This window comes from Bacteriovorax stolpii (assembly GCF_002872415.1).
Taxonomy (GTDB): Bacteria; Bdellovibrionota; Bacteriovoracia; order Bacteriovoracales; family Bacteriovoracaceae; genus Bacteriovorax; species Bacteriovorax stolpii.
Window position 1 is genome coordinate 2,964,300 of the sequence record NZ_CP025704.1, and the last position, 18,642, is coordinate 2,982,941.

Consider the following 18,642-nt stretch of genomic DNA (forward strand, 5'->3'; position numbering starts at 1 on the left):
CTCCTGATGAAATAAAGAATTTTTTATGCCTTAATATCATAGACAATTTTTCTTAAATTATTAAGTTAAATCGTCTAATCCCGATAGATATACTCTGGTTTCTTCTTCAGAGTGTATTGCAGATATCCGACAGCGAAGGCCACCAGAATAAGAAATGAAGCCCATCCAATTTTTCTTGTTGGCGCAAATGGCGAGTAAATCTCTCCCCACACCGGATCAAGACTCATAAGAGAAAAGGCCGGAATGATGAACACTGAAAGAAACAACGCCGGAAGCGTCCAGTTTTTTCGTCTCCACTCTCCACTATAAAGGAGAAGGAAAAAAAGCGGATAAAGTTTGAACGTTATCGTTTGCTCGTAAACAAAAGTTGCTGCCGTAAAAAAGTAAAATAAAAACGGGAATAAAAAAATTCTCTTTAAACGTGTTTTGTCATCTCTGATTGGATAAAAAACATCGAGAATAACCAGGAGAACATAATCGACCGAAAAAAAAATGAATGTCCCGGCAATGGATAAGATCAAACGATCAATCTCAACAATCATCGTTTTATTAAACCTCATCTCGGCGATTCCCATCAAACCAATGATAAGAAATAAAATCGCCACAAACACTTCCAGTCTCGGAGTCTGAATACTATTGCGGAAGTAACTCTTAAGCGAAAAGATCTTTTTAGTCTTTAAATTAACAAAAAGCATCGTGAGATAAAACACTACCAACTTGGAGATGATGATAAGAGTCCATCCCCTGTCTCCAATCCAGTCGCCAATCGTCCTGATGTTGTGATTTAAAAGAAGATGGAAATAAGACACCAGAGAAATCAAAATAAGATGAAAACCCCACAAAAAGGCATAGAAGAAAAAATAAATGAGCATCTGGCGCCCTAAAGGAGAGCGGAAAAAGGCCAGAGTCTCTTCATAATAGTGGGACAGTGTCTCTTTCATTAAAAACGACTTGGTTTAGGCCTTAGCCAGTTGAGCTGAAGCTCGGGCGAAGGGTAAATCTGAGCGTATTTTTTATAAAGAGTGTTCGACTTTGTCAGTGCATCGATCTTCTCTAATAAAGTCAGGTAAGTGTTCCAGATTTTCAAGTCACTTTTTAAAAGAGCATCCATCTCTGTTGTCACCTCAAACTGCTCCTGGAAGCTAAAGCCCTTTTCCAGAAGAAGTGTGTTGTATTTTTTTAGATGGTCATCAATAAGTTTTTTATTAAATGGCTTCCCATTGAAATTAGAGCCTAAGTAAGACTCCAGGTCTTTTGAGAGCACATAGTTTTTAAAATAGCCGCTTCTGGCCCTTAAAAAGTCTTCAAAGAGAATCAAAGAGATCTCAACCTTAGATAGATCCATTGTCCTGATAAAAGGCTGAGACAATAAGAAGATGTATTCTTTGTCATTGGTCGGCAGGGCCGCATGGATGACTTCAGTTGTGTCTAAAAGAAGAATTTTAATTTTCTTTTCATAGATTCCCTGCTTTTCTAAAAGTTCAATAAATGACTTTTCCAGGTCGTATTCCGGCTTGTGGAAATCCCATTTTAAAAACGTCGCATTTTTTACCAGCCATAACTCAGAAAACATATTCCAGAATTCTTCCTGCCCGGGAACGTTGTAGCGTTTCATATCGTCGCGTTTTTTCTTATCTAAGAAAACGCGTTTTTCTTCCTGTTTCTTTTTTAACTCATCTTCCAGTCCATCTTTTTTAATCAAGTCTTTAATTGAGTTAAAATCCAAAAGCTCTTTGCCTTCCCCTTCTTTAGCAGCAGGAGCAGCTTCTTCTTTTTTAGCTTCGCCATGCCCTTCGGCCGCATTGGCAGATAAAGACATGAGTAGAGAAAGGAGGATTAATGATTTCATTAGCGCACCTTTGATTTCCCCTGAACGTACTGATCATACAGTCTCGCCCAGTAATAAAGGTCATTGATATCGAGATTGAGTCCGTCAAAAAACTTTGAGTACTCTTCTTCAAAACAAACATTCTTTTTATCGCTTAAGTAATCGGCCATGATAAAGCCTTCATAGGGGCCTACGACCACTGAATACCAGTTGTTCTCTCCATATAAAAGAAACTCTTTTCCATCCTTAGATGTTTCTTTCATCACTTTTACCGGATGATTACAGCTGATTGTGGTTAAAACCTGTGAATAGCGGGATGCATTCTGATGTACGTTCCCCATCATCTGATTGAAGTACTTCACTCCCACTAATGTTTTAGTCAACGGTGCCGTTGTCTGAGCGCCGAGATTAAAACTTAAAATAAGCATCATGCTTAAAATAGTTTTAGACATTATACCTTCCATCTAAATTGGATCGTCTCCCACTCGTGACACTGAGGGCATCTCCAGAAAAGGCTGTCTGAATTGTATCCACACTGACGGCAGTAGTGTTTTGCCAATGTCTGGTGAAGATTGTCCAGTAGTCCTCTGGTCTGAGTAAGAGCTTCATCTTTCTTTTGCAGCTCAATTAAAAGTTTAATGTATTCTACCTTCATCACTTCTGATGAGTTTTTGTTAGTGTCCATCCAGCCCTTTAAAAGTTCAAAGGCTTCATTGATCATGCCCGCTTCTTTTAATAAACGAACTTTAGATAAAACCACAGACGCTGATGTCGTCAGGTCTTTATCATCTAAATCCAGGAAGTACTTTCTTAAAACTTCCAGGCGGGCCTGATAATCTTTTTTCAGGGCTTCATTACTTGTCTTAAAGTCTTCGCCGATTGAAACGAAAACAAAAGACGCATACATTGGATGCTCTTTTAAAATCTCAAGTAACAAGTATTTTGCCTGCTCTAAATCTCCACTTACTAAAAATAATTTTAGACGCAGGATTTTTGCCGACACACTTGGGGCAAATCTAAAAGCATCTTCCAGGTCTTCTTCACATTTCTTGAAATCACCTTTTTCAAAATACTGTTTCGCTTTTTGAACAAGAATGTGTGAAATCGTTTCGGCCTGGTTGTTGTGCCCTACTTTAGAAAGCATAATGCGGTAGTTGTACGCCTGGTCCCAATCCTCGATATCTTCATAGATACGGCACAGGGCCTGGATCACTTCAAACTGGTCGCGGTTGATTTTTAAAACATCGCGGTAAGTTTCAATCGCTTTATCAATGAATCCACCTTTATCAAAATCCAGTGCCAGCTCTTTAAGTGCGCGCAGACGATGAGATTCTGAAATGTTTTCGCGGGCAATAAGCGAGCGGTGAATGCTGATTGCTTTTTCAATTTCGCCGTTACTTCTAAAAAGTCCTCCGAGCGCGAAATAAGTCTCGATGGTTTCACGGTTAATATCCACTGCACTTAAAAATTCCTTGATCGCCAGGTCTTTGTTTCCTGAGATCAGGTATTGAGTTGCATTCAGGAAAATCTTTGATTGAGCTTCAAAGATTGAGTTTCTATAACGCTTAGAAAGTTTTGCACCTGTCTCTTTTTCAATCAGGTAATGATAAACCAGTACGATGGTGATTAAAATCGCCACCACGGCCAGTAAATGTTCTTGTATCCAAGGGAGAATTGCTTCCATTATTTCTTTATAACCTATTTAAACATTAAACGTGGAGACTGATCCATCGTTGCAATAGAACTCAGGTTTAGTCTGCTGATGCTTTCTTCTAAAGATCCCATCAAATCAAACAGTCCTACTTTCTTTTTCTTTTCAATAAATTTTAAAGCGAACTCATCTTTCATTTTCATTTCAGTGTGAATTGCTCTTCCGGCTGTCCACAAACTTCCCATCTCATCAACCAGACCGATGTTCTTAGCTTCTTCACCCGAGAAGATCTGTCCTTGAGCGTGTTCAGTAATGTCGCCTTTAATCTTGTCAGCTCTGCGCTTTAAGATGTCGTTGATAAATTGCTTGTGAACTCCGGCAATCAGTTTGTTCATCATATCTGATTCTTCCTGAGTTAGTGCGCGTGCAGGATTTCCCGCATCTTTATAACGTCCAGCCTTTACTGTTTGTGGGCTTACTTTTGCAAACTCATAAAGCTTTGAAAGATCCATAAACTCCATGATCACCCCAATAGAACCAGTCAGAGTTCCCGGGCTTGCCCAGATCTTTCTTGTTGCTGAACCAAGATAGTATCCACCACTGGCCGCGATACCACCGAAAGAAGCATAGATTGGTTTCTTTTTGTCGATACGTTGAATCTCTTCATAAATTTCCTGAGTCGGTCCAACAGCACCGCCCGGAGAATCAATTCTTAAAATGATGGCCTGAAGTTGTTTGTCTTCTTCAGCAATTTGCAGAAGTTCGATTGTGTCTTTTGAATCCATGATCACCCCATCAACAGTGATAACACCGATGTGAGCGCTATTAGACTTTTTCTGAACCAGCGAGGTCTCATTAAAAGCATTCATAGTGATAAAAGCAAAAGCGATTAAGATGACGAAGAAAACGAAAACCATGGCGAAAATGCCAAATAAGGCCTTGGTATTTTTAGATGAGGTCACAAAAACTCCATTTTTTGATCAAAACTAAAATAAATCCCTTCTATAGTCTCAAAAACATAGGCGAACGTAAACAAACTTCGAGAAAGCCCGACTTTTTCCCTCAAGTTCTACAATAATTAAACCGATGAGCATTTTGATCCGATATGGTCGGTAAGGAGTGAATGTATGAAGACAAAAATGATCTCACTATCTCTTCTGACTCTGGCAATTTGTTCAATGGCAGTGGCCACTGAATATAAAAACCCTGAGGTTAGTTTCAAAAAGCACGCTGCCCCTTCTAAAGAGATGAAGACGGCTGAATTTGGTGATCACTACAAGGTGGAAACGGGCGCCGTTACAGACCGTCAGATCGCATCTGAAGAGGAGGTTTCTGACAGAGAGCCTTCTTCGGTAATCGCCAAAGAAAAGAAGAAAAAGGTTTACGACGTTAAGCCTGAAGTTAAAGAAGAACCGGCCGAAGCACCAAAACCTTGGTTGTATCGTATGGAATCAGAAAGCAGACACTAAGCTTTTTGAGTTTACTTAGAAAACTGCATCTCGAAGGCCTTTGATTTATTCGTGTCCCAAAGATTCAGTTTTTCGTATTCGCTTTTTAATTGTCCACAAGCGGCCAGGATATCCTGGCCTTTTGTGGTTCTTGTCGTACAAACAAAACCACGTTTTAAAAGCTCTTCCTGAAACCAGATGATCTTTGAGTTGCTCGGACGTTTGAATTTCGAGTCCGGAAAGTCATTGTATGGAATGATGTTGATCTTTGATTTACTCTTCTCTAGCAGGTCACAAAGCCCATCGATATCTTCCTGGCGATCGTTAAGATCAGCAATCAGGATGTATTCATACGTGATGCGACGGTAAGCTTTAAGCGGTACTTTTCTAATAGCTTCAAAAAGTCTTTGAAGATCGAAGGCCTTGTTGATTGGCATTAGTTCAGAGCGGATATCGTTATGAGCGGCATGCAGAGAAATAGCGATATTCACCGGTGGGAAATCCCACATTTTTTCAATTTGCGGAACAAGTCCTGAAGTCGAAAGTGTGATCTTTCTTTGAGACAGACCAAGGCCTTTGTCTTCCATGAAAATGATCGTCGCACTTCTGACGTTATCATAGTTATGAAGTGGTTCCCCTTGCCCCATGAAAACGATGTTTGTGAGTTTTTCTTCAGTACTGACATTGGCCTTTAACCAGTCAGTGATTGCCAAGAATTGACCGACGATTTCGTCAGCTAAAAGGTTTCTCTTTAACCCCATTGTTCCCGTGTGGCAGAACGTACATCCAATCGCACACCCAACCTGAGAAGAGATACAAAGAGTCAGTCGGTCTTTTGCCGGAATAGCGACTGCTTCAACAGTCTGACCATCGCGCATTTTCACCAGGAACTTTCTCGTCCCGTCTTTTGAAAGCCCGTTCCAAACAACTGTTGGCAGAGTTAAATCAAAATTATTTTCAAAATCCTCACGAATTTTTTTAGAAATGTTCGACCACTTCGAAAGGTCGCGCTCATGGAATTTGTACATCCATTGGTAAATTTGATCGGCCGCGAATTTCGCCAGTCCCTTTTCAGCTAGGTAATCGCGAAGCTCCACGAGTGTCAGGGCGTATAAAGAAGGTTTTTCTAGTTTTAAATTAATGCTCATAAGTGTGGGCGTTATAACAAACTTCACAGGGGATGGCCTTCAAAAAGTAATTTTTACAAACCAAAACAGCTGGTTTACGCTTTTAAGATGAAAAATTTTATCCTTAGCCTTTTTGCAGTTAACGCCCTTATTTCATTAGCTTCCAGCTCCTATGCCCAAAGCTCTCTCGCCCAGAGCGTCTTTGTTAACAGGCCTGAAGTTGCTTTTCCCGTCCCTGGTGACGAGGAAGTTATCAGGACTTTTGGGAAAGTAACCAAAAACCAACTGCCGCCCAGGAAATTTAAATTTCTCGTCTGGAACCTGCACAAAGGAACGGAAGATAGCTTCAAAACTGAATACCTTTCCCTGGCCTTCGACCGCGATATCGTCATGAACCAGGAAGTCTTTCTTGATCCCAACATGATGGATGTTTTCCGCTACCTTCCAAATTTTTATTTCACAACTGCGACTAGTTTTTTCTCAGGCAAAGAAAAAGTGAGAACTGGTGTGGCAAACATCAGCGCCGTCAAACCGGCCTATACTGAATTTATCCGCACTGAAACTTTAGAGCCGGTGGTGAATTCTCCGAAAGTCGCTTTGATCACCAGCTATCCTATCCGCTTTTCAACAAAAGAGCTTACGGTGGTTAATCTTCACGGAATCAATTTTGTTTCGACAAAAAGCTTCCGTCACGAACTCAACCGCATCTACGAACGCATTAAAGACATCCCGTCGCCCCTGGTTTTTTCGGGTGACTTCAATACCTGGAACCGCGATCGCATCTCAATCCTGGAGGAATACGCTCAGAAATTAAACCTGGTTGAAGCTCGCTTTCTTCCGGATAATCGAATGACTTTTAACGGGTATCCCCTGGATCACTTCCTTCATACAAAAGATTTAAAAGTCACGCGTGCAAAAGTCGACGGAGACTTCAAAGGCTCGGATCATAAGCCGCTACAGGTAGAAGTTGAGTATTCCCCTCTGAAATTTGATTTCGAGGATGAGGAGTTTACTCAAGATTTAAGTCTTGCACACTAGGGAAAAGTTTTCCCCACTCTGCCTTCACATTCTTAATTCCCTTAAAATAAACATGTTATTATTGTTTTAAATAGGCATGCATTCCAAGGGAGTTTTCATTGAAAAATAAAACGATGTTTAAGATATTGTTCCTGTCGTTGGTTTTATCTTCGTGTGGGTTGATCGAAAGATTCAAAACTCCTGAACAACCAACTGATGGCACTTCAACGTCAAGCAGTGAAGAGTTAAACTCTGCTCCGGCCACAACCTCTTCTGCTGATGCAACTGATGACCTCTTCAGCAAGACGATGGAAGAAACAAGTGAGTCTCACACAGACAACCCATCAAACATTTCCGCTAACGATCCTGACCTAAAGTCACTTGAAGATGAATTCTCTGCTGACAGACCAGGTGAAACAGTTAAAGAATCACAGATTGCTCTAACTCCTGATAAATCTCAAGAGACACATGTTGAAGTTTCAGAAGCTCTTCCTGAAATTAAATCAGAACCAGAAGTTCCAGCTTACAGTGAAGCGGGACAAGTGAAGTCTTATAAAGTGAAAAAAGGTGAAACGCTTATGCAAATCGCCTTCAAACTTTATGGCGATATCTCGAAGTGGAAAGACATCAAAAACATGAACCCAGGTCTTGGCAACAACACTGCTCTTCGTGCCAATACTGAACTTAAGTACCGCGCTCCAGAAGCTCCATTTGTCTGGAACCCAGCTGGATCTCCTTACTTAATTAAAACTGGTGAAACACTAGGAACAATCTCAAACACTGTTTACTCTACTCCTAAGAAGTGGAAATCGATTTGGGAAAACAACAAGCCTCTAATCAAAAACCCTAACGTGATTTATGCAGGGTTCACTCTGTATTACACAAACGGTGGAATGGCGAACTTCGTTCAACCAAAAGCTGCTCAGCCAAAGCAGGAAATTGCAGAAGAAGAAATCATTGTAGACCAGACATTAACAGCTGAAGCTCCGGCAAAAGCAGCAGAAGTTGAATTGCCAAAATCGACAGTTCAATTCTCTGAAGAAGCTCAAACAGATGAAGCAGTTCAAACACTTTCAGCTCCAAAAAGAGAGCTGGTTAAGACTGCAGTTGAAAAAATCTCAGCTCCACAAGAAGCTGAAATCGACCTGATCAACAATGTATCGGTTCCTCATGAGCAGGAAATTGCTCCGGATATCGACGAAGAAATTCAAACTCTTTAATCCATAAAAAAAGCCCCTCAATGAGGGGCTTTTTTTTGCCTAAATTAGCTAAAAAATCTGCTTAAAAATCCTTTTTTCTTTCTTTCGATGTTCTCCATCACATTCCCCTTCTCTAAAAGGTCGCGATGAAAATCAGAGGCCAGTTGTGAATTCTCCAGAAGAGAATTATATTCACTCACCGACATTAAACTCACCTGAGCAGCGTTGAGCTCTTCACATAAAGCAAAAGCAAATTGGTTGACGTTTTCCAGTGCTAGAAAAGGCCCGATCATATTCGGTGGACACTTCACACCTTCTAGGTGTTCGCTTAAAAAACGCTCCTTAAAAAGTTTTTGTGCCCCTTCTTTTTCCAGAAGACCTTTCTCATCCAAAAGATAAAGCATGAAGTAGTGTTCTTCCTGTCCTTCTTCCGGGTAAGGGTTGAAGTTGTTGTAGATCCCTACGATATATTCAATTTCTCTCATGAGAACACTCCAAAATCTACAATCACTGAACCTTCCGGAGAAAGTTCAATTTCAATTTCGTTTGGATAAGTCTGAACGATAACGTTGATTTCATCGATAACTTTGTACACGACAAAATTTTTCGTCAGGCTCATTTTAATTTTTTTGCGGTAACTAGTCGGGTTGTAAAGTGAAAGGCGTCTCACCTCTTCAAACTTTAATTCATTGGCAGAACTTGGTCTCGTTCTCCAGTAAAAATCAATCCCATCCACGTTTTGAATCGGCACGTGCACCAGTGAAAAAGTCTCCACTAAAGTCTTCCAGAAATTGAGATAATCATTTTTATCCATTTCTTTAAAGCCTTCACCTTCAATGAGAACCAATCTTCCTTCGCCCAGAGCAATGTTCTGGATCTGAGTCTGGAAGTGGACTTTTTCTACATTTAAATTATTTTCTAAGAAGAAAGTCTCAAAGCGTTTTGCAAATTCATCCGAGAGACCCGAGCGGTTTAAAATCACTCGCCCACCGTTCATGAACGTTTTTAAAATATAATTAAAAATCGTGCGGTCAACATCGTGGCCGTGGAAGAGATGGATGTGCTCCTGATAAGGAGTTTTATTTTCGTGCAGCTTTAAAGTGTCATTGGAAATGACTTTATAACTCCAACCGAACGAGCCTTTTAAGTAAGGCCATAAGTGCAAATCGTTCCAGTTTTGGAAGAGCGAACTTACTCCGTCAACTCTCTCATAAACTTTAAAAAACGACAGTGGCTGAAACATGTTAATGTCGTCGTGATCGTAAGCTGAACTTGCCAATCTCGCCGGCAGGTATGAGTTGGCAACCAGGTCGTTAAGCTCTCTGGTTAACACCCCCTTTTTCAGACGGTGTGGAAGCAAAACTGACGATGGGATAATATCTTTTGCCAGGGCCTCATAAAGCTCGCCCGAGTAATCAACCGTAGAGATTGTTCCCGAAAGACGCTTTAAAAAGTTATCAGTGCCCGCTCCCAAAAAGGCCACATCGAGAGTTCCTTCAAAATTATTTTTGATGGATTCACGGGCATTGGTTTCGTACAAATTCTGAATCGTTTTATTAAATTCAAATGACAGTGCACGCTCTTCAATCGGAGAAAGCGTTTCATCTGCCGATTTTTTTGTCTGAAGAAAACGGTGGAAAGCTTGTTCAAAAGTTTTTGAAGAGTCTTCAATAAAACTTCTATACTGCCCTTCTTTGAAATACCCGGAACGGATACCCCAGACGTCAGCATTGATGGTGGCCTGAGAAAAATACTGGCCAAGTTTTTTGACAAATTTATCGAAAGCTTCAAAAACTCTCGGATCAAAAAATGAATAAATTTTCACTAAATGATCGTCAGCGTCAATCACTCCGTAGGCCATGTGCTCGCCATTTAGCGCAATGCTCCTAGCTAGTAAGTGAGGTAGACCTCCGTTAGGCAGAAAAGGCGCAGGTGTGACTGGCAGAAAAAAAACGACCATTTTTCCCACTTCCTGGGCGATCTCAACTAATTTTTTTAAGTTTGTCTCTGGTCTGTGTTCTCCGAAATCAAATTGATCTCCGGTTTCCGAATGAAAAGACCAGTTAAGCGGAATAATAATTTTTGTTCCAGGAAACTCCTGAAGTTTAGTTTTCCATAGGGACGCCGACGTTTTCCAGTAGAAAAACCAGTTCTCTCCGGGAAAAACAGTGTCTTGGTCGCGCGGAACAGGGGTCGTGAGAGTCACTACTAACACCTCATGTCTTACAGTGTTAAGAGAAATTTGCTATAAATTCTCTCTATTTTTATTAAGAAAATTATACTCACTGAAAAGGCGGTTAAGCAATGTGGTTTTTTACCAGCGAAGAAAAAGAACTTCAATCTGTGTGCAGAGATTTTGCGAGCAAAGAACTTGCTCCATTTGCAGAGAAACACGATCACGATGAATCTTTCAATATCAATGCATTCAAGAAAATGGGCGAGCTCGGAGTTCTAGGAATTACTGCTGATCCAAAATACGGTGGGGCCGGCCTTGGGGCCACTGCAGCGACAATCGTCATGGAAGAATTTGGTAAGGCCTGTGCAGGTTCTACCCTGTCATACCTTGCGCACACTATCCTTTGCGTAAACAACATTCAAAACAACGCTTCTGAAGAACAAAAAGCAAAATACCTTCCAAAACTTATCACTGGTGAGCACATCGGTTGTATGGGTATGAGTGAACCAGAATTCGGTTCAGACGCTGTTGGTATTCAGACAAAAGCAAAAAAAGACGGAGATCACTATGTGATTAACGGAACAAAAATGTGGATCACAAACGCTCAGTACGCTGACGTAGCTTACGTGTACACAAGAACAGGTGAAGACAGAAAAAATCTTTCAACATTCATCATCGAAAAAGGAACTCCAGGTTTCCACGTTGGAAAACCAATTCATAAAATGGGTATGAGATCATCTCCAACTGGAGAGCTGGTTTTTGATAAAGCAAAAGTTCCAGCAACTCAGCTTGTAGGAAAAGAAGGCGACTCAATTTATCACATGATGAAAAACCTGGACATCGAGAGAATCACGATTGCTGGTATCTCTCTTGGTATCGCTCAGGCGTGTGTTGACCAATGTGTGAAGTACGCTCAGGAAAGAAAACAATTCGGAAAACAAATCGGAAACTTCCAGCTGATCCAAAAAATGATCGCTGAAATGAAAGCTGAAACAGAAATGATGAGAGCTTTCCTCTACTCTGTTTGTAAGCAATACGATGCTGGAGAAAGAGGGCCGGTTAACGCTGCAATGGTGAAACTTCAACTGCCAAAGATGGCGACGAAGATCGCTCTGGACGCCATCCAACTTCACGGTGGATACGGCTACTCTCGCGAGTTCCCGCTTGAGCGCATGATGAGAGACAACAAGCTTAACGAAATCGGCGCTGGTACAAACGAAGTTATGATTATGATCATCGCTAAAAATATGCTTAAGGAATTGGATAAATAATGAATGAACTACAAGTAGAACTTAAGTCACAATTAGAAAAATTCTGTCTGGCAAAGATCGAGCCTTTCATGGAACACGATGATGAGACAGAAGAATTCCGCATGTCGATCTTCACTGATTTAGGTGAACTTGGATTTTGTGGAATGACTATCCCTGAAGCTTACGGTGGCGCTGGTTTAACTTACCAGGACTGCGCAGTCGCTCTAGAGGAAATCGCAAAGTACTCTGTGCCCTACGCTGTTACTGTTTCGGTTTCAACGATGGTTCAATCAATCATCAACGACTTTGGTACTGAAAAACAAAAAAGCACTTTCCTTCCTCCTTTAACAGCTGGCCAGGAAATCGGTGCTTTCTGTTTAAGTGAATCAGGCGCTGGCTCAGATGCAAGCTCACTGAAAACGACAGCGAAAAAGGCCGACGGCGGTTATATTCTTAACGGAACAAAACTTTGGATCACGTCAGGTGGAATCGCGAAAACATACATCGTGATGGCAAGAACAGGTGGCGAAGGCAGCAAAGGTGTTTCTGCTTTCATCGTCAGAGACGGAACTCCGGGACTGTCGTTCGGTAAAAAAGAAAAGAAAATGGGATGGAGAACAAGTCCAACCCGCGAAGTGATTTTCGAAAACTGTTTTGTCCCTGAAGAAAACAGACTTCTCTTAGAAGGTGAAGGTTTTAAAGTGGCCATGGCCGCTTTAGACAAAGGAAGAATCACGATTGGATCAATCGGTGTTGGTCTTGCTCAAAGAGCGCTTGATGAGTCTGTAAAATACTCTCTGACTCGCCAGCAATTCAACCAGCCAATCTTCGACTTCCAGGGTCTGCAGTTTATGATGGCCGATATGGCCTGTGAAACTGAAGCTTCAAGACTTCTTGTTCAGGAAGCTGCAAGACTGTACGACGAAGGAAGACCAAACCAAAAGATCGCCTCATTTGCCAAGCTAAAATCAACAGACACGGCGATGAAAGTCACAACTGACGCTGTTCAGATTTTAGGTGGCGTTGGTTATACAAGAGAGTACCCGGTTGAGCGTTTCATGAGAGATGCAAAAGTTCTTCAGATTGTTGAGGGAACAAACCAGGTTCAGCGCGTGGTTATCGCAAGACAATTAAAGAAAGAATACACAACTCACTAAGGATTATATGGCAGTTAAATTTCAATTCCATCCTGAGCGCCCTTACCTGTCTGAAGACCTGACAGCGAAAAAAGTTGAGATCTTTAAAAGCATCATCAACAACCCTCGCACGCAGTTCTTTTACACTTACACTCGTTCGGAGCTGGAGCTTTCTTCAAAGGCCGTCTTCCACAAGTTTAAAGATAGAAAAATTTTCGTTCATATTGGAATTGGTGGCTCAAGCCTTGGCCCGGAAATGCTGGTGAGTGCTCTGGGAAAAAGTGAGACGAAGTTTATCTTCATCAACAACGTTGACCCGGAAGAAATCCACTCACAGCTACAACCTCTGCACGGCGCTGATTTAAAAGACTGCTTATTTTATTTTGTTTCTAAATCAGGTGGAACTGCTGAAACCATGGCCGCCATGGCGATTATCTCGCAATTGTTTGAGTCTCGTGGAATCAGACCTTCTGAATATAAAAACTATTTTGTCTTTGCGACTGATCCAGTTAAGAGTGAACTTCTAACCCTTGCCCGCGAATGGGATATCACAACACTTGAAGTGCCAAGTGATGTCGGTGGGCGCTTTAGTGCTTTGACTCCAGTTGGTTTCCTTCCTGCTTTATTTGCAGGTCTGGATATCAATCAGCTTATTCAGGGAGCAAAAGACGCTCAGGCCGAATTGCTTTCTACTGATGGAAAGAAAAATGAGTTGATTGCTGCCGCTGAATTTCTTTATGAGTTAAAAATCAAAAAAGAGATCTCTCAAACAGTCTTCATGCCGTACTCTTCAAAATTAAGAAACCTCTCTTTTTGGTTCACTCAATTGTGGGCAGAGAGTTTAGGAAAAAAGAAAAACAAACGCGGTGACGTGATCAATGTTGGATTCACTCCGATTGTTGCCTACGGGGCAACAGACCAGCACTCTCAAGTTCAACTTTTTATGGAAGGCCCAAATGACAAGGCCTACATCATTGTTGAAGTTGAAAAGTTTGCTCATGACTTCCCTCTTCACTCAGTGCTCTCAACTAATAACCTTCAAAAGCTGTCAGGCTTTAAACTTTCAGATTTGATCAAAGCTGAAATGGAAGGGACAATTAAGGCCCTGCGCGAACAGGAAAGAGCTGTTCTACACGTAAAGATTGCTAAAAATGACGAGTATCACCTCGCTCAACTGGTTCTTTTCTTCGAGAGCTTAACAGCACTTATGGGAGATTACCTAATGATTGATCCTTTTGATCAACCAGGAGTTGAAGCTGGGAAGATCTACGCATTTGAATTTTTGAACCAGTTGTAAAAAGTTCGACCCTTAGTTAAAATTAAAAGCTAAGAAATCACTAATAGAAAAGGATCCTGTTCAATGAGTACTGATGACACAACCATTGTCTTAACCGACATTAGGGCCGCTTTACAAGCTTCGGAAAAAGAAGCACAACAAAAGCCCGCCGCTTTGCTCGTGGTTGGTGGTGATTTAAACGGAACGCTTTTTGATCTTATTGAATCAACAACTGGTGTAGGCAGAAACGCAGACAACTCTATCGCTTTAGAGTTTAACGGTGTTTCACGCTACCACTTCAAACTTCACGCTCAAGGAGACACTCACGTCCTTGAAGACAGTGGATCAAAAAACGGAACATACCTTAACAATAAAAAAGTTGAAGGCAATGCCACTCTTGCAAAGGGTGACATCATTAAGATCGGAAGCATCGCTCTTAAGTATCTTCCAAAAGGAGATCCTGAAAGACTGACTTACGATAAACTAAACCTTGAAGCCAACACTGATAAGCACACTGGTTGTTACAACAAAGGTTACTTCAACAACAGAATCACTCTTGAAGTAAACAAATCAAAAGTGACTGGTGATCCTTTATCACTAATTATTTTCGATCTTGACCACTTTAAAAAACTTAACGACAACTTCGGCCACGATGCCGGAGACTATGTACTAAAAGAAATGGCCCAAGTGATCCGTTCAAACGGAATCAGAGAACAAGACGTCTTCGCCCGCTACGGTGGAGAAGAGTTCGTTATTCTTTTACCAAAAACAAACTTAAAGCAGTCTTTTGAAATCGCAGAAAGATTGAGAAAGCTGATTGAAAACAAAGAATTTATTTACGACGGGAAACGACTTCCCGTAACCGCATCTATTGGAGTTGCAGATTACCGCCAAGGCGTAAACACTGGAACAGATCTCTTTAAGAGAGCTGATGAAGCTGTTTACAAATCTAAGGAAGGGGGCAGGAATCAGGTTCAATTCTATAGGGGCTAATGACATCAATAGATTCTAATCCTACCATTGAAATTCTACCGGAACATATTATCGACCAGATTAAGGCCGGTGAGGTGCTCGAGCGCCCAGCTTCGCTTTTAAAAGAGTTGATTGAAAACTCTCTGGATGCCGGCTCAACTGAAATCCATCTGCACTTAATTGAAAATGGCATGGACCTCTTATCGATTGAAGATAACGGTCACGGGATGAACTTTAAAAACCTTCCGTTTGCTTTTCTTCGCCACGCCACTTCGAAGCTTAAAAGTTTTGAAGACATTTACCGTCTTCACAGTTTTGGTTTCCGTGGAGAGGCCCTCGCCTCTGTTGCGGCCTCAGCGCGCCTGACTTGTACCACTCAGCCCAAAGACTTAAATGCTGAAGGTGGAAAAATCATTATCAATGGCGGGGCCACAGAGCTGCTTATCCCTCAACGCGCTAGCACTCAAGGGACTTCCATTTATATTAAAGACCTCTTCTTTAATACGCCGGCCAGGCTGAAATTCATTAAATCAAAAGTAAGTGAAAAGTCGGCGCTGAAAAAAATGATCTACTCGTTTGTTCTCTCACACCCACAAGTGACTTTCACTATTAAGTGGGATGAAAAAGAAAAAGAGATCTTTAAAGCGGTTGAAGTCGATAGCAACATCGAAAGAATCGCTCAGGTCTTTTTTTCGAGAAAAACTGAAACAAAAAATATCATCGCGGCCTCTCAGGAGTACGAAGGTTATAAAGTTCAGGTGTATTTCACCAGAGAAACACATACGACTCCGCAGTACCGACACCATTATCTTTTTGTAAACAAACGCTTCTTCCAGGATAAATCCCTGCACCAGGCAGTACTGAGAAATCTGGATATTTTCTGGCGTTTTGGAGAAAGTGGTCACTACGTGATTGATATCCAGGCCCCGCCTGAAGACATTGACGTCAACGTTCACCCAAATAAAACTCAGATTAAGTTTTTAAGATCAGACGTCGTCTACTCTCTTTTAGTGACTTCATTAAAGGCCGGAATAAAAACTCAGGCCATTGAAGCCGCGCCTTCTTTGGGCTTTGATCTTTCTGGAAACTCTCCAGAGAGCATCCCTTCTTTTTTCTCTAAAGATGAAAATAGAAATTTTGACTTGATGAACTTTGCTGGCACCAATGAAGAAAGCACTGCTGATTACAGCCTCTTTAAGGCCGAGTCACTGCTTACCCCAGCTCCGCGCTTTCAACGACTGCTAACCCAGTTTTTAATCGCCGATCAGGGAAAACCAATATTAGTCGATATAAGAAAACTTCTTTCGTGTGCGATCGGCCAAGAGCTTCAGCAGTTCTCATTAAATGATGAATCGGCAGGCCCGCTTCTCATCAGTGAACCTTTCAAAATGCTCAAAGGAAAAGTTGATAAACACTTTGAAGACTTAAAGGCCTTAGGGTTTGAATTCGACCGCTTAAATGCAGAGTATATTGTCTTAAGAACAATTCCCAAGTTTCTTCCACAAGTGCTTTTAAACTCTGTGGCCGAAGGACTGATTAAGTATTACGAGCTTCCTAAAACTCAGAACTATGAGAAGGATTCGTTCAAAAAGTTCTATCACGAATTTATCAACGACGATCTTCTGATGTCCGTCCCTGATAATTTTATTGAAAAATATCTTAATACTCCTCTTTGCGCTGAATTCTCTGTAGAACTCTCGCATGAGCGCTTAAAAAGCTTGTTTAAAGCATGAAGAAACTCATCATCGTCTCAGGGCCAACCGCTTCCGGGAAAACCAAAACAAGTATAGCTATCGCTCAGAAAATCCAAAACGACCTTGGAAAAAAAGCGGCCGTGGTTAATTTTGATTCCCTGCTTTTTTATAAAGAGATTTCTATCGGTACGGCCAAACCAACTAAAGAAGAGCAGGCCGGTATCGAGCATCATATGATCGACATTGAATCCATCAAAAGCCCGATGAATGCCGCTCAGTTTATTAGAATTGGGGAAAAGCTCATTTTAAATTTGATGAAAGAAGATAAAATCATCATTTTAGTTGGTGGAAGCGCTTTTTACCTGCGCGCTCTTTTAAAAGGAATGTACGAGTCTCCTACTCCTTCTCAGGAAATAAAAGATAAGCTGGATGGATGGTATAAAACAGAAGGAATTGCACCTTTTATTGAATACCTTAAAGTTCACGACCCGCAGTCGCTGGTGAACCTGCACTCCAACGATCACTATCGTTTGATGAGAGCAGTTGAGCATTTTGAAGCGACGGGAACAAAAATCTCTGACCAAAAAAAAGAACTCGATGAACAAAATCCATACGATTTTTCCAAGATCGCTCATCCCTGGAATATCCTGCACATCTACCTGGACCTGCCAAAAGACGAGCACTTTCAAGTGATCACCAAACGCACAGAAGAAATGTTTGCTCAAGGATTGATGGCCGAAATAGAAGGACTGGTACGTGCCGGCTTTAGCCTGGAAGAAAAACCTCTGGCCTCTATTGGCTACAAAGAGGCCATTGAATTGCGCCAAGGTCTTTTTGCCACCGAAAAAGAGTGCATTGAACGCATTTCTATCTCGACTCGCCAGCTGGCCAAAAGCCAGAGAACTTTTTTCAATAAGATAACGCCAAAAGAAAGTTTTAATCCTCTCCATGATCAGGGTAAGATAATGGATAGAGTGGCAACATTTATAAAGGAAGAAAAATGAACCTCGAAACAAAGCGCCTGAAAATTATCATCATTTCTGATGGAACAGGAGAAACTGCAACGGCGATCTCTCGTGCTGTTATGGCCCAGTTTAAAGAGCGTGAAGTTTTTTTTACCCGTTATAAAAACATACGTACCACTGAGCAAATCGACGCTATCTTTAACGAAGCGGCCGTTCACCACGACCTGATTATCCACACGATTGTTTCTGGAAAACTTCGCGAGTACATCGCCGAGCTTTCGCGTACAACACGCGTGCGCACTCTGGATTTAATTGGGCCTGCTCTAACCGCTTTCTCTAACTACTTTAACCAGGAACCAATGAGTGAACCTGGACTTCTTCACGCGGTTAACGACGAGTACTACAAGCGTGTTGAAGCGATGGAGTTTACTCTTAACCACGACGACGGGAGAAACCTTGCATCTCTTCACCTTGCAGACGTTATTCTGGTGGGTGTTTCAAGAACTTCCAAAACGCCACTTTCCGTTTACCTTTCTCAACACGGAATCAAAGTTGTAAATATTCCTATGATCAAAGACCAGCCTCTTCCTACCGAACTCTTTGAAGTCGACCAGAGAAAAATCTTTGCTCTAACGATTGATCCTGAATCTCTAAGAGAAATCAGAAAAAATCGCCTGCAACGTCTGGGAGCTGAAAAGCACCAAGGTGACTATGCCGAACACAACAAGATTGTAGAAGAGGTTGAGTGGGCCAATAGAATCTTTAAAGAAAACAAGCGCTGGCCGGTCTTCAATGTGACCGATAAGGCCCTTGAAGAGACGGCAGCGGATATCATGAAACTTTTAAGTATGAGAAAGAATAATATCTTTAAACAGACTAAGAAAGAAGAGTCTAACGAATAGT

18 protein-coding genes are annotated in these 18,642 nt (G+C 41.5%); 10 read left to right on the forward strand and 8 right to left on the reverse strand.

Features of this window, described 5'->3' with window-relative positions; genetic code table 11:
* Positions 1-74 precede the first annotated feature (74 nt).
* From C0V70_RS14515 to sppA, 5 genes are read right to left on the reverse strand one after another with little or no spacing between them, the layout of a single operon-like run.
* Positions 75-941 (reverse strand): hypothetical protein, encoded by an 867-nt coding sequence (locus C0V70_RS14515; RefSeq protein ID WP_102244587.1) that lies wholly within the window; start codon positions 939-941, stop codon positions 75-77.
* Positions 941-1,849: a hypothetical protein gene (locus C0V70_RS14520; protein ID WP_102244588.1), complete on the reverse strand. Its 909-nt coding sequence runs from the start codon at positions 1,847-1,849 to the stop codon at positions 941-943. Before C0V70_RS14520 ends, C0V70_RS14515 begins: the two co-directional genes overlap by 1 nt.
* Complete coding sequence (locus C0V70_RS14525; RefSeq protein WP_102244589.1) at positions 1,849-2,280, reverse strand: SH3 domain-containing protein; 432 nt, start codon at positions 2,278-2,280, stop codon at positions 1,849-1,851. The genes C0V70_RS14520 and C0V70_RS14525 overlap by 1 nt, the downstream gene beginning before the upstream one ends.
* Positions 2,280-3,512, reverse strand: coding sequence for a hypothetical protein (locus C0V70_RS14530; protein WP_102244590.1), 1,233 nt, complete (start codon positions 3,510-3,512; stop codon positions 2,280-2,282). The genes C0V70_RS14525 and C0V70_RS14530 overlap by 1 nt, the downstream gene beginning before the upstream one ends.
* Before the next feature lie 14 nt (positions 3,513-3,526).
* Entirely contained in the window at positions 3,527-4,441 is a 915-nt protein-coding gene (gene sppA / locus C0V70_RS14535; RefSeq protein WP_102244591.1) for a signal peptide peptidase SppA, read from the reverse strand.
* Positions 4,442-4,606: 165 nt separating this feature from the next.
* On the opposite strand from sppA, the gene C0V70_RS14540 reads away from it, so the two are divergent.
* Positions 4,607-4,948, forward strand: coding sequence for a hypothetical protein (locus tag C0V70_RS14540; RefSeq protein ID WP_102244592.1), 342 nt, complete (start codon positions 4,607-4,609; stop codon positions 4,946-4,948).
* Positions 4,949-4,959: 11 nt separating this feature from the next.
* On the opposite strand, the gene rlmN is transcribed toward C0V70_RS14540, so the two are convergent.
* Entirely contained in the window at positions 4,960-6,075 is a 1,116-nt protein-coding gene (rlmN, locus tag C0V70_RS14545; protein ID WP_102244593.1) for a dual-specificity RNA methyltransferase RlmN, read from the reverse strand.
* Between the two features lie 87 nt (positions 6,076-6,162).
* Between rlmN and C0V70_RS14550 the strand changes: the two genes are divergently transcribed.
* Both C0V70_RS14550 and C0V70_RS14555 read left to right on the forward strand, forming a co-directional pair.
* Entirely contained in the window at positions 6,163-7,092 is a 930-nt protein-coding gene (locus tag C0V70_RS14550) for an endonuclease/exonuclease/phosphatase family protein (protein WP_102244594.1), read from the forward strand.
* Positions 7,093-7,205: 113 nt separating this feature from the next.
* The gene (locus C0V70_RS14555; protein WP_133566590.1) at positions 7,206-8,291 is read left to right on the forward strand and encodes a LysM peptidoglycan-binding domain-containing protein; all 1,086 of its coding nucleotides are present in this window, start codon (positions 7,206-7,208) and stop codon (positions 8,289-8,291) included.
* 44 nt (positions 8,292-8,335) lie between these two features.
* Here the strand turns inward: C0V70_RS14555 and C0V70_RS14560 are convergent, their stop codons facing one another.
* Together C0V70_RS14560 and C0V70_RS14565 are read right to left on the reverse strand one after the other, a co-directional pair.
* A complete protein-coding gene (locus C0V70_RS14560; RefSeq protein WP_102244596.1) occupies positions 8,336-8,755 on the reverse strand; it encodes a hypothetical protein in 420 nt (139 codons plus the stop codon).
* Positions 8,752-10,476, reverse strand: a complete 1,725-nt coding sequence (locus tag C0V70_RS14565; RefSeq protein WP_102244597.1) for a hypothetical protein — start codon at positions 10,474-10,476, stop codon at positions 8,752-8,754. Before C0V70_RS14565 ends, C0V70_RS14560 begins: the two co-directional genes overlap by 4 nt.
* Before the next feature lie 98 nt (positions 10,477-10,574).
* Here C0V70_RS14565 and C0V70_RS14570 point away from each other — a divergent pair, with 98 nt between their 5' ends.
* The 7 genes from C0V70_RS14570 to C0V70_RS14600 all read left to right on the forward strand — a co-directional run bounded on the left by C0V70_RS14570 (position 10,575) and on the right by C0V70_RS14600 (position 18,641).
* Entirely contained in the window at positions 10,575-11,717 is a 1,143-nt protein-coding gene (locus C0V70_RS14570) for an acyl-CoA dehydrogenase family protein (RefSeq protein ID WP_102244598.1), read from the forward strand.
* A complete protein-coding gene (locus C0V70_RS14575) occupies positions 11,717-12,853 on the forward strand; it encodes an acyl-CoA dehydrogenase family protein (protein WP_102244599.1) in 1,137 nt (378 codons plus the stop codon). Before C0V70_RS14570 ends, C0V70_RS14575 begins: the two co-directional genes overlap by 1 nt.
* Positions 12,854-12,860: 7 nt before the next feature.
* Entirely contained in the window at positions 12,861-14,129 is a 1,269-nt protein-coding gene (locus C0V70_RS14580) for a phosphoglucose isomerase-related protein (RefSeq protein ID WP_102244600.1), read from the forward strand.
* 63 nt (positions 14,130-14,192) lie between these two features.
* A complete protein-coding gene (locus C0V70_RS14585; protein ID WP_102244601.1) occupies positions 14,193-15,101 on the forward strand; it encodes a GGDEF domain-containing protein in 909 nt (302 codons plus the stop codon).
* Positions 15,101-16,813 (forward strand): DNA mismatch repair endonuclease MutL, encoded by a 1,713-nt coding sequence (mutL, locus tag C0V70_RS14590; RefSeq protein WP_102244602.1) that lies wholly within the window; start codon positions 15,101-15,103, stop codon positions 16,811-16,813. Before C0V70_RS14585 ends, mutL begins: the two co-directional genes overlap by 1 nt.
* A complete protein-coding gene (miaA, locus tag C0V70_RS14595; protein WP_102244603.1) occupies positions 16,810-17,778 on the forward strand; it encodes a tRNA (adenosine(37)-N6)-dimethylallyltransferase MiaA in 969 nt (322 codons plus the stop codon). The genes mutL and miaA overlap by 4 nt, the downstream gene beginning before the upstream one ends.
* Entirely contained in the window at positions 17,775-18,641 is an 867-nt protein-coding gene (locus C0V70_RS14600) for a pyruvate, water dikinase regulatory protein (RefSeq protein WP_102244604.1), read from the forward strand. The genes miaA and C0V70_RS14600 overlap by 4 nt, the downstream gene beginning before the upstream one ends.
* Position 18,642: the final 1 nt, after the last annotated feature.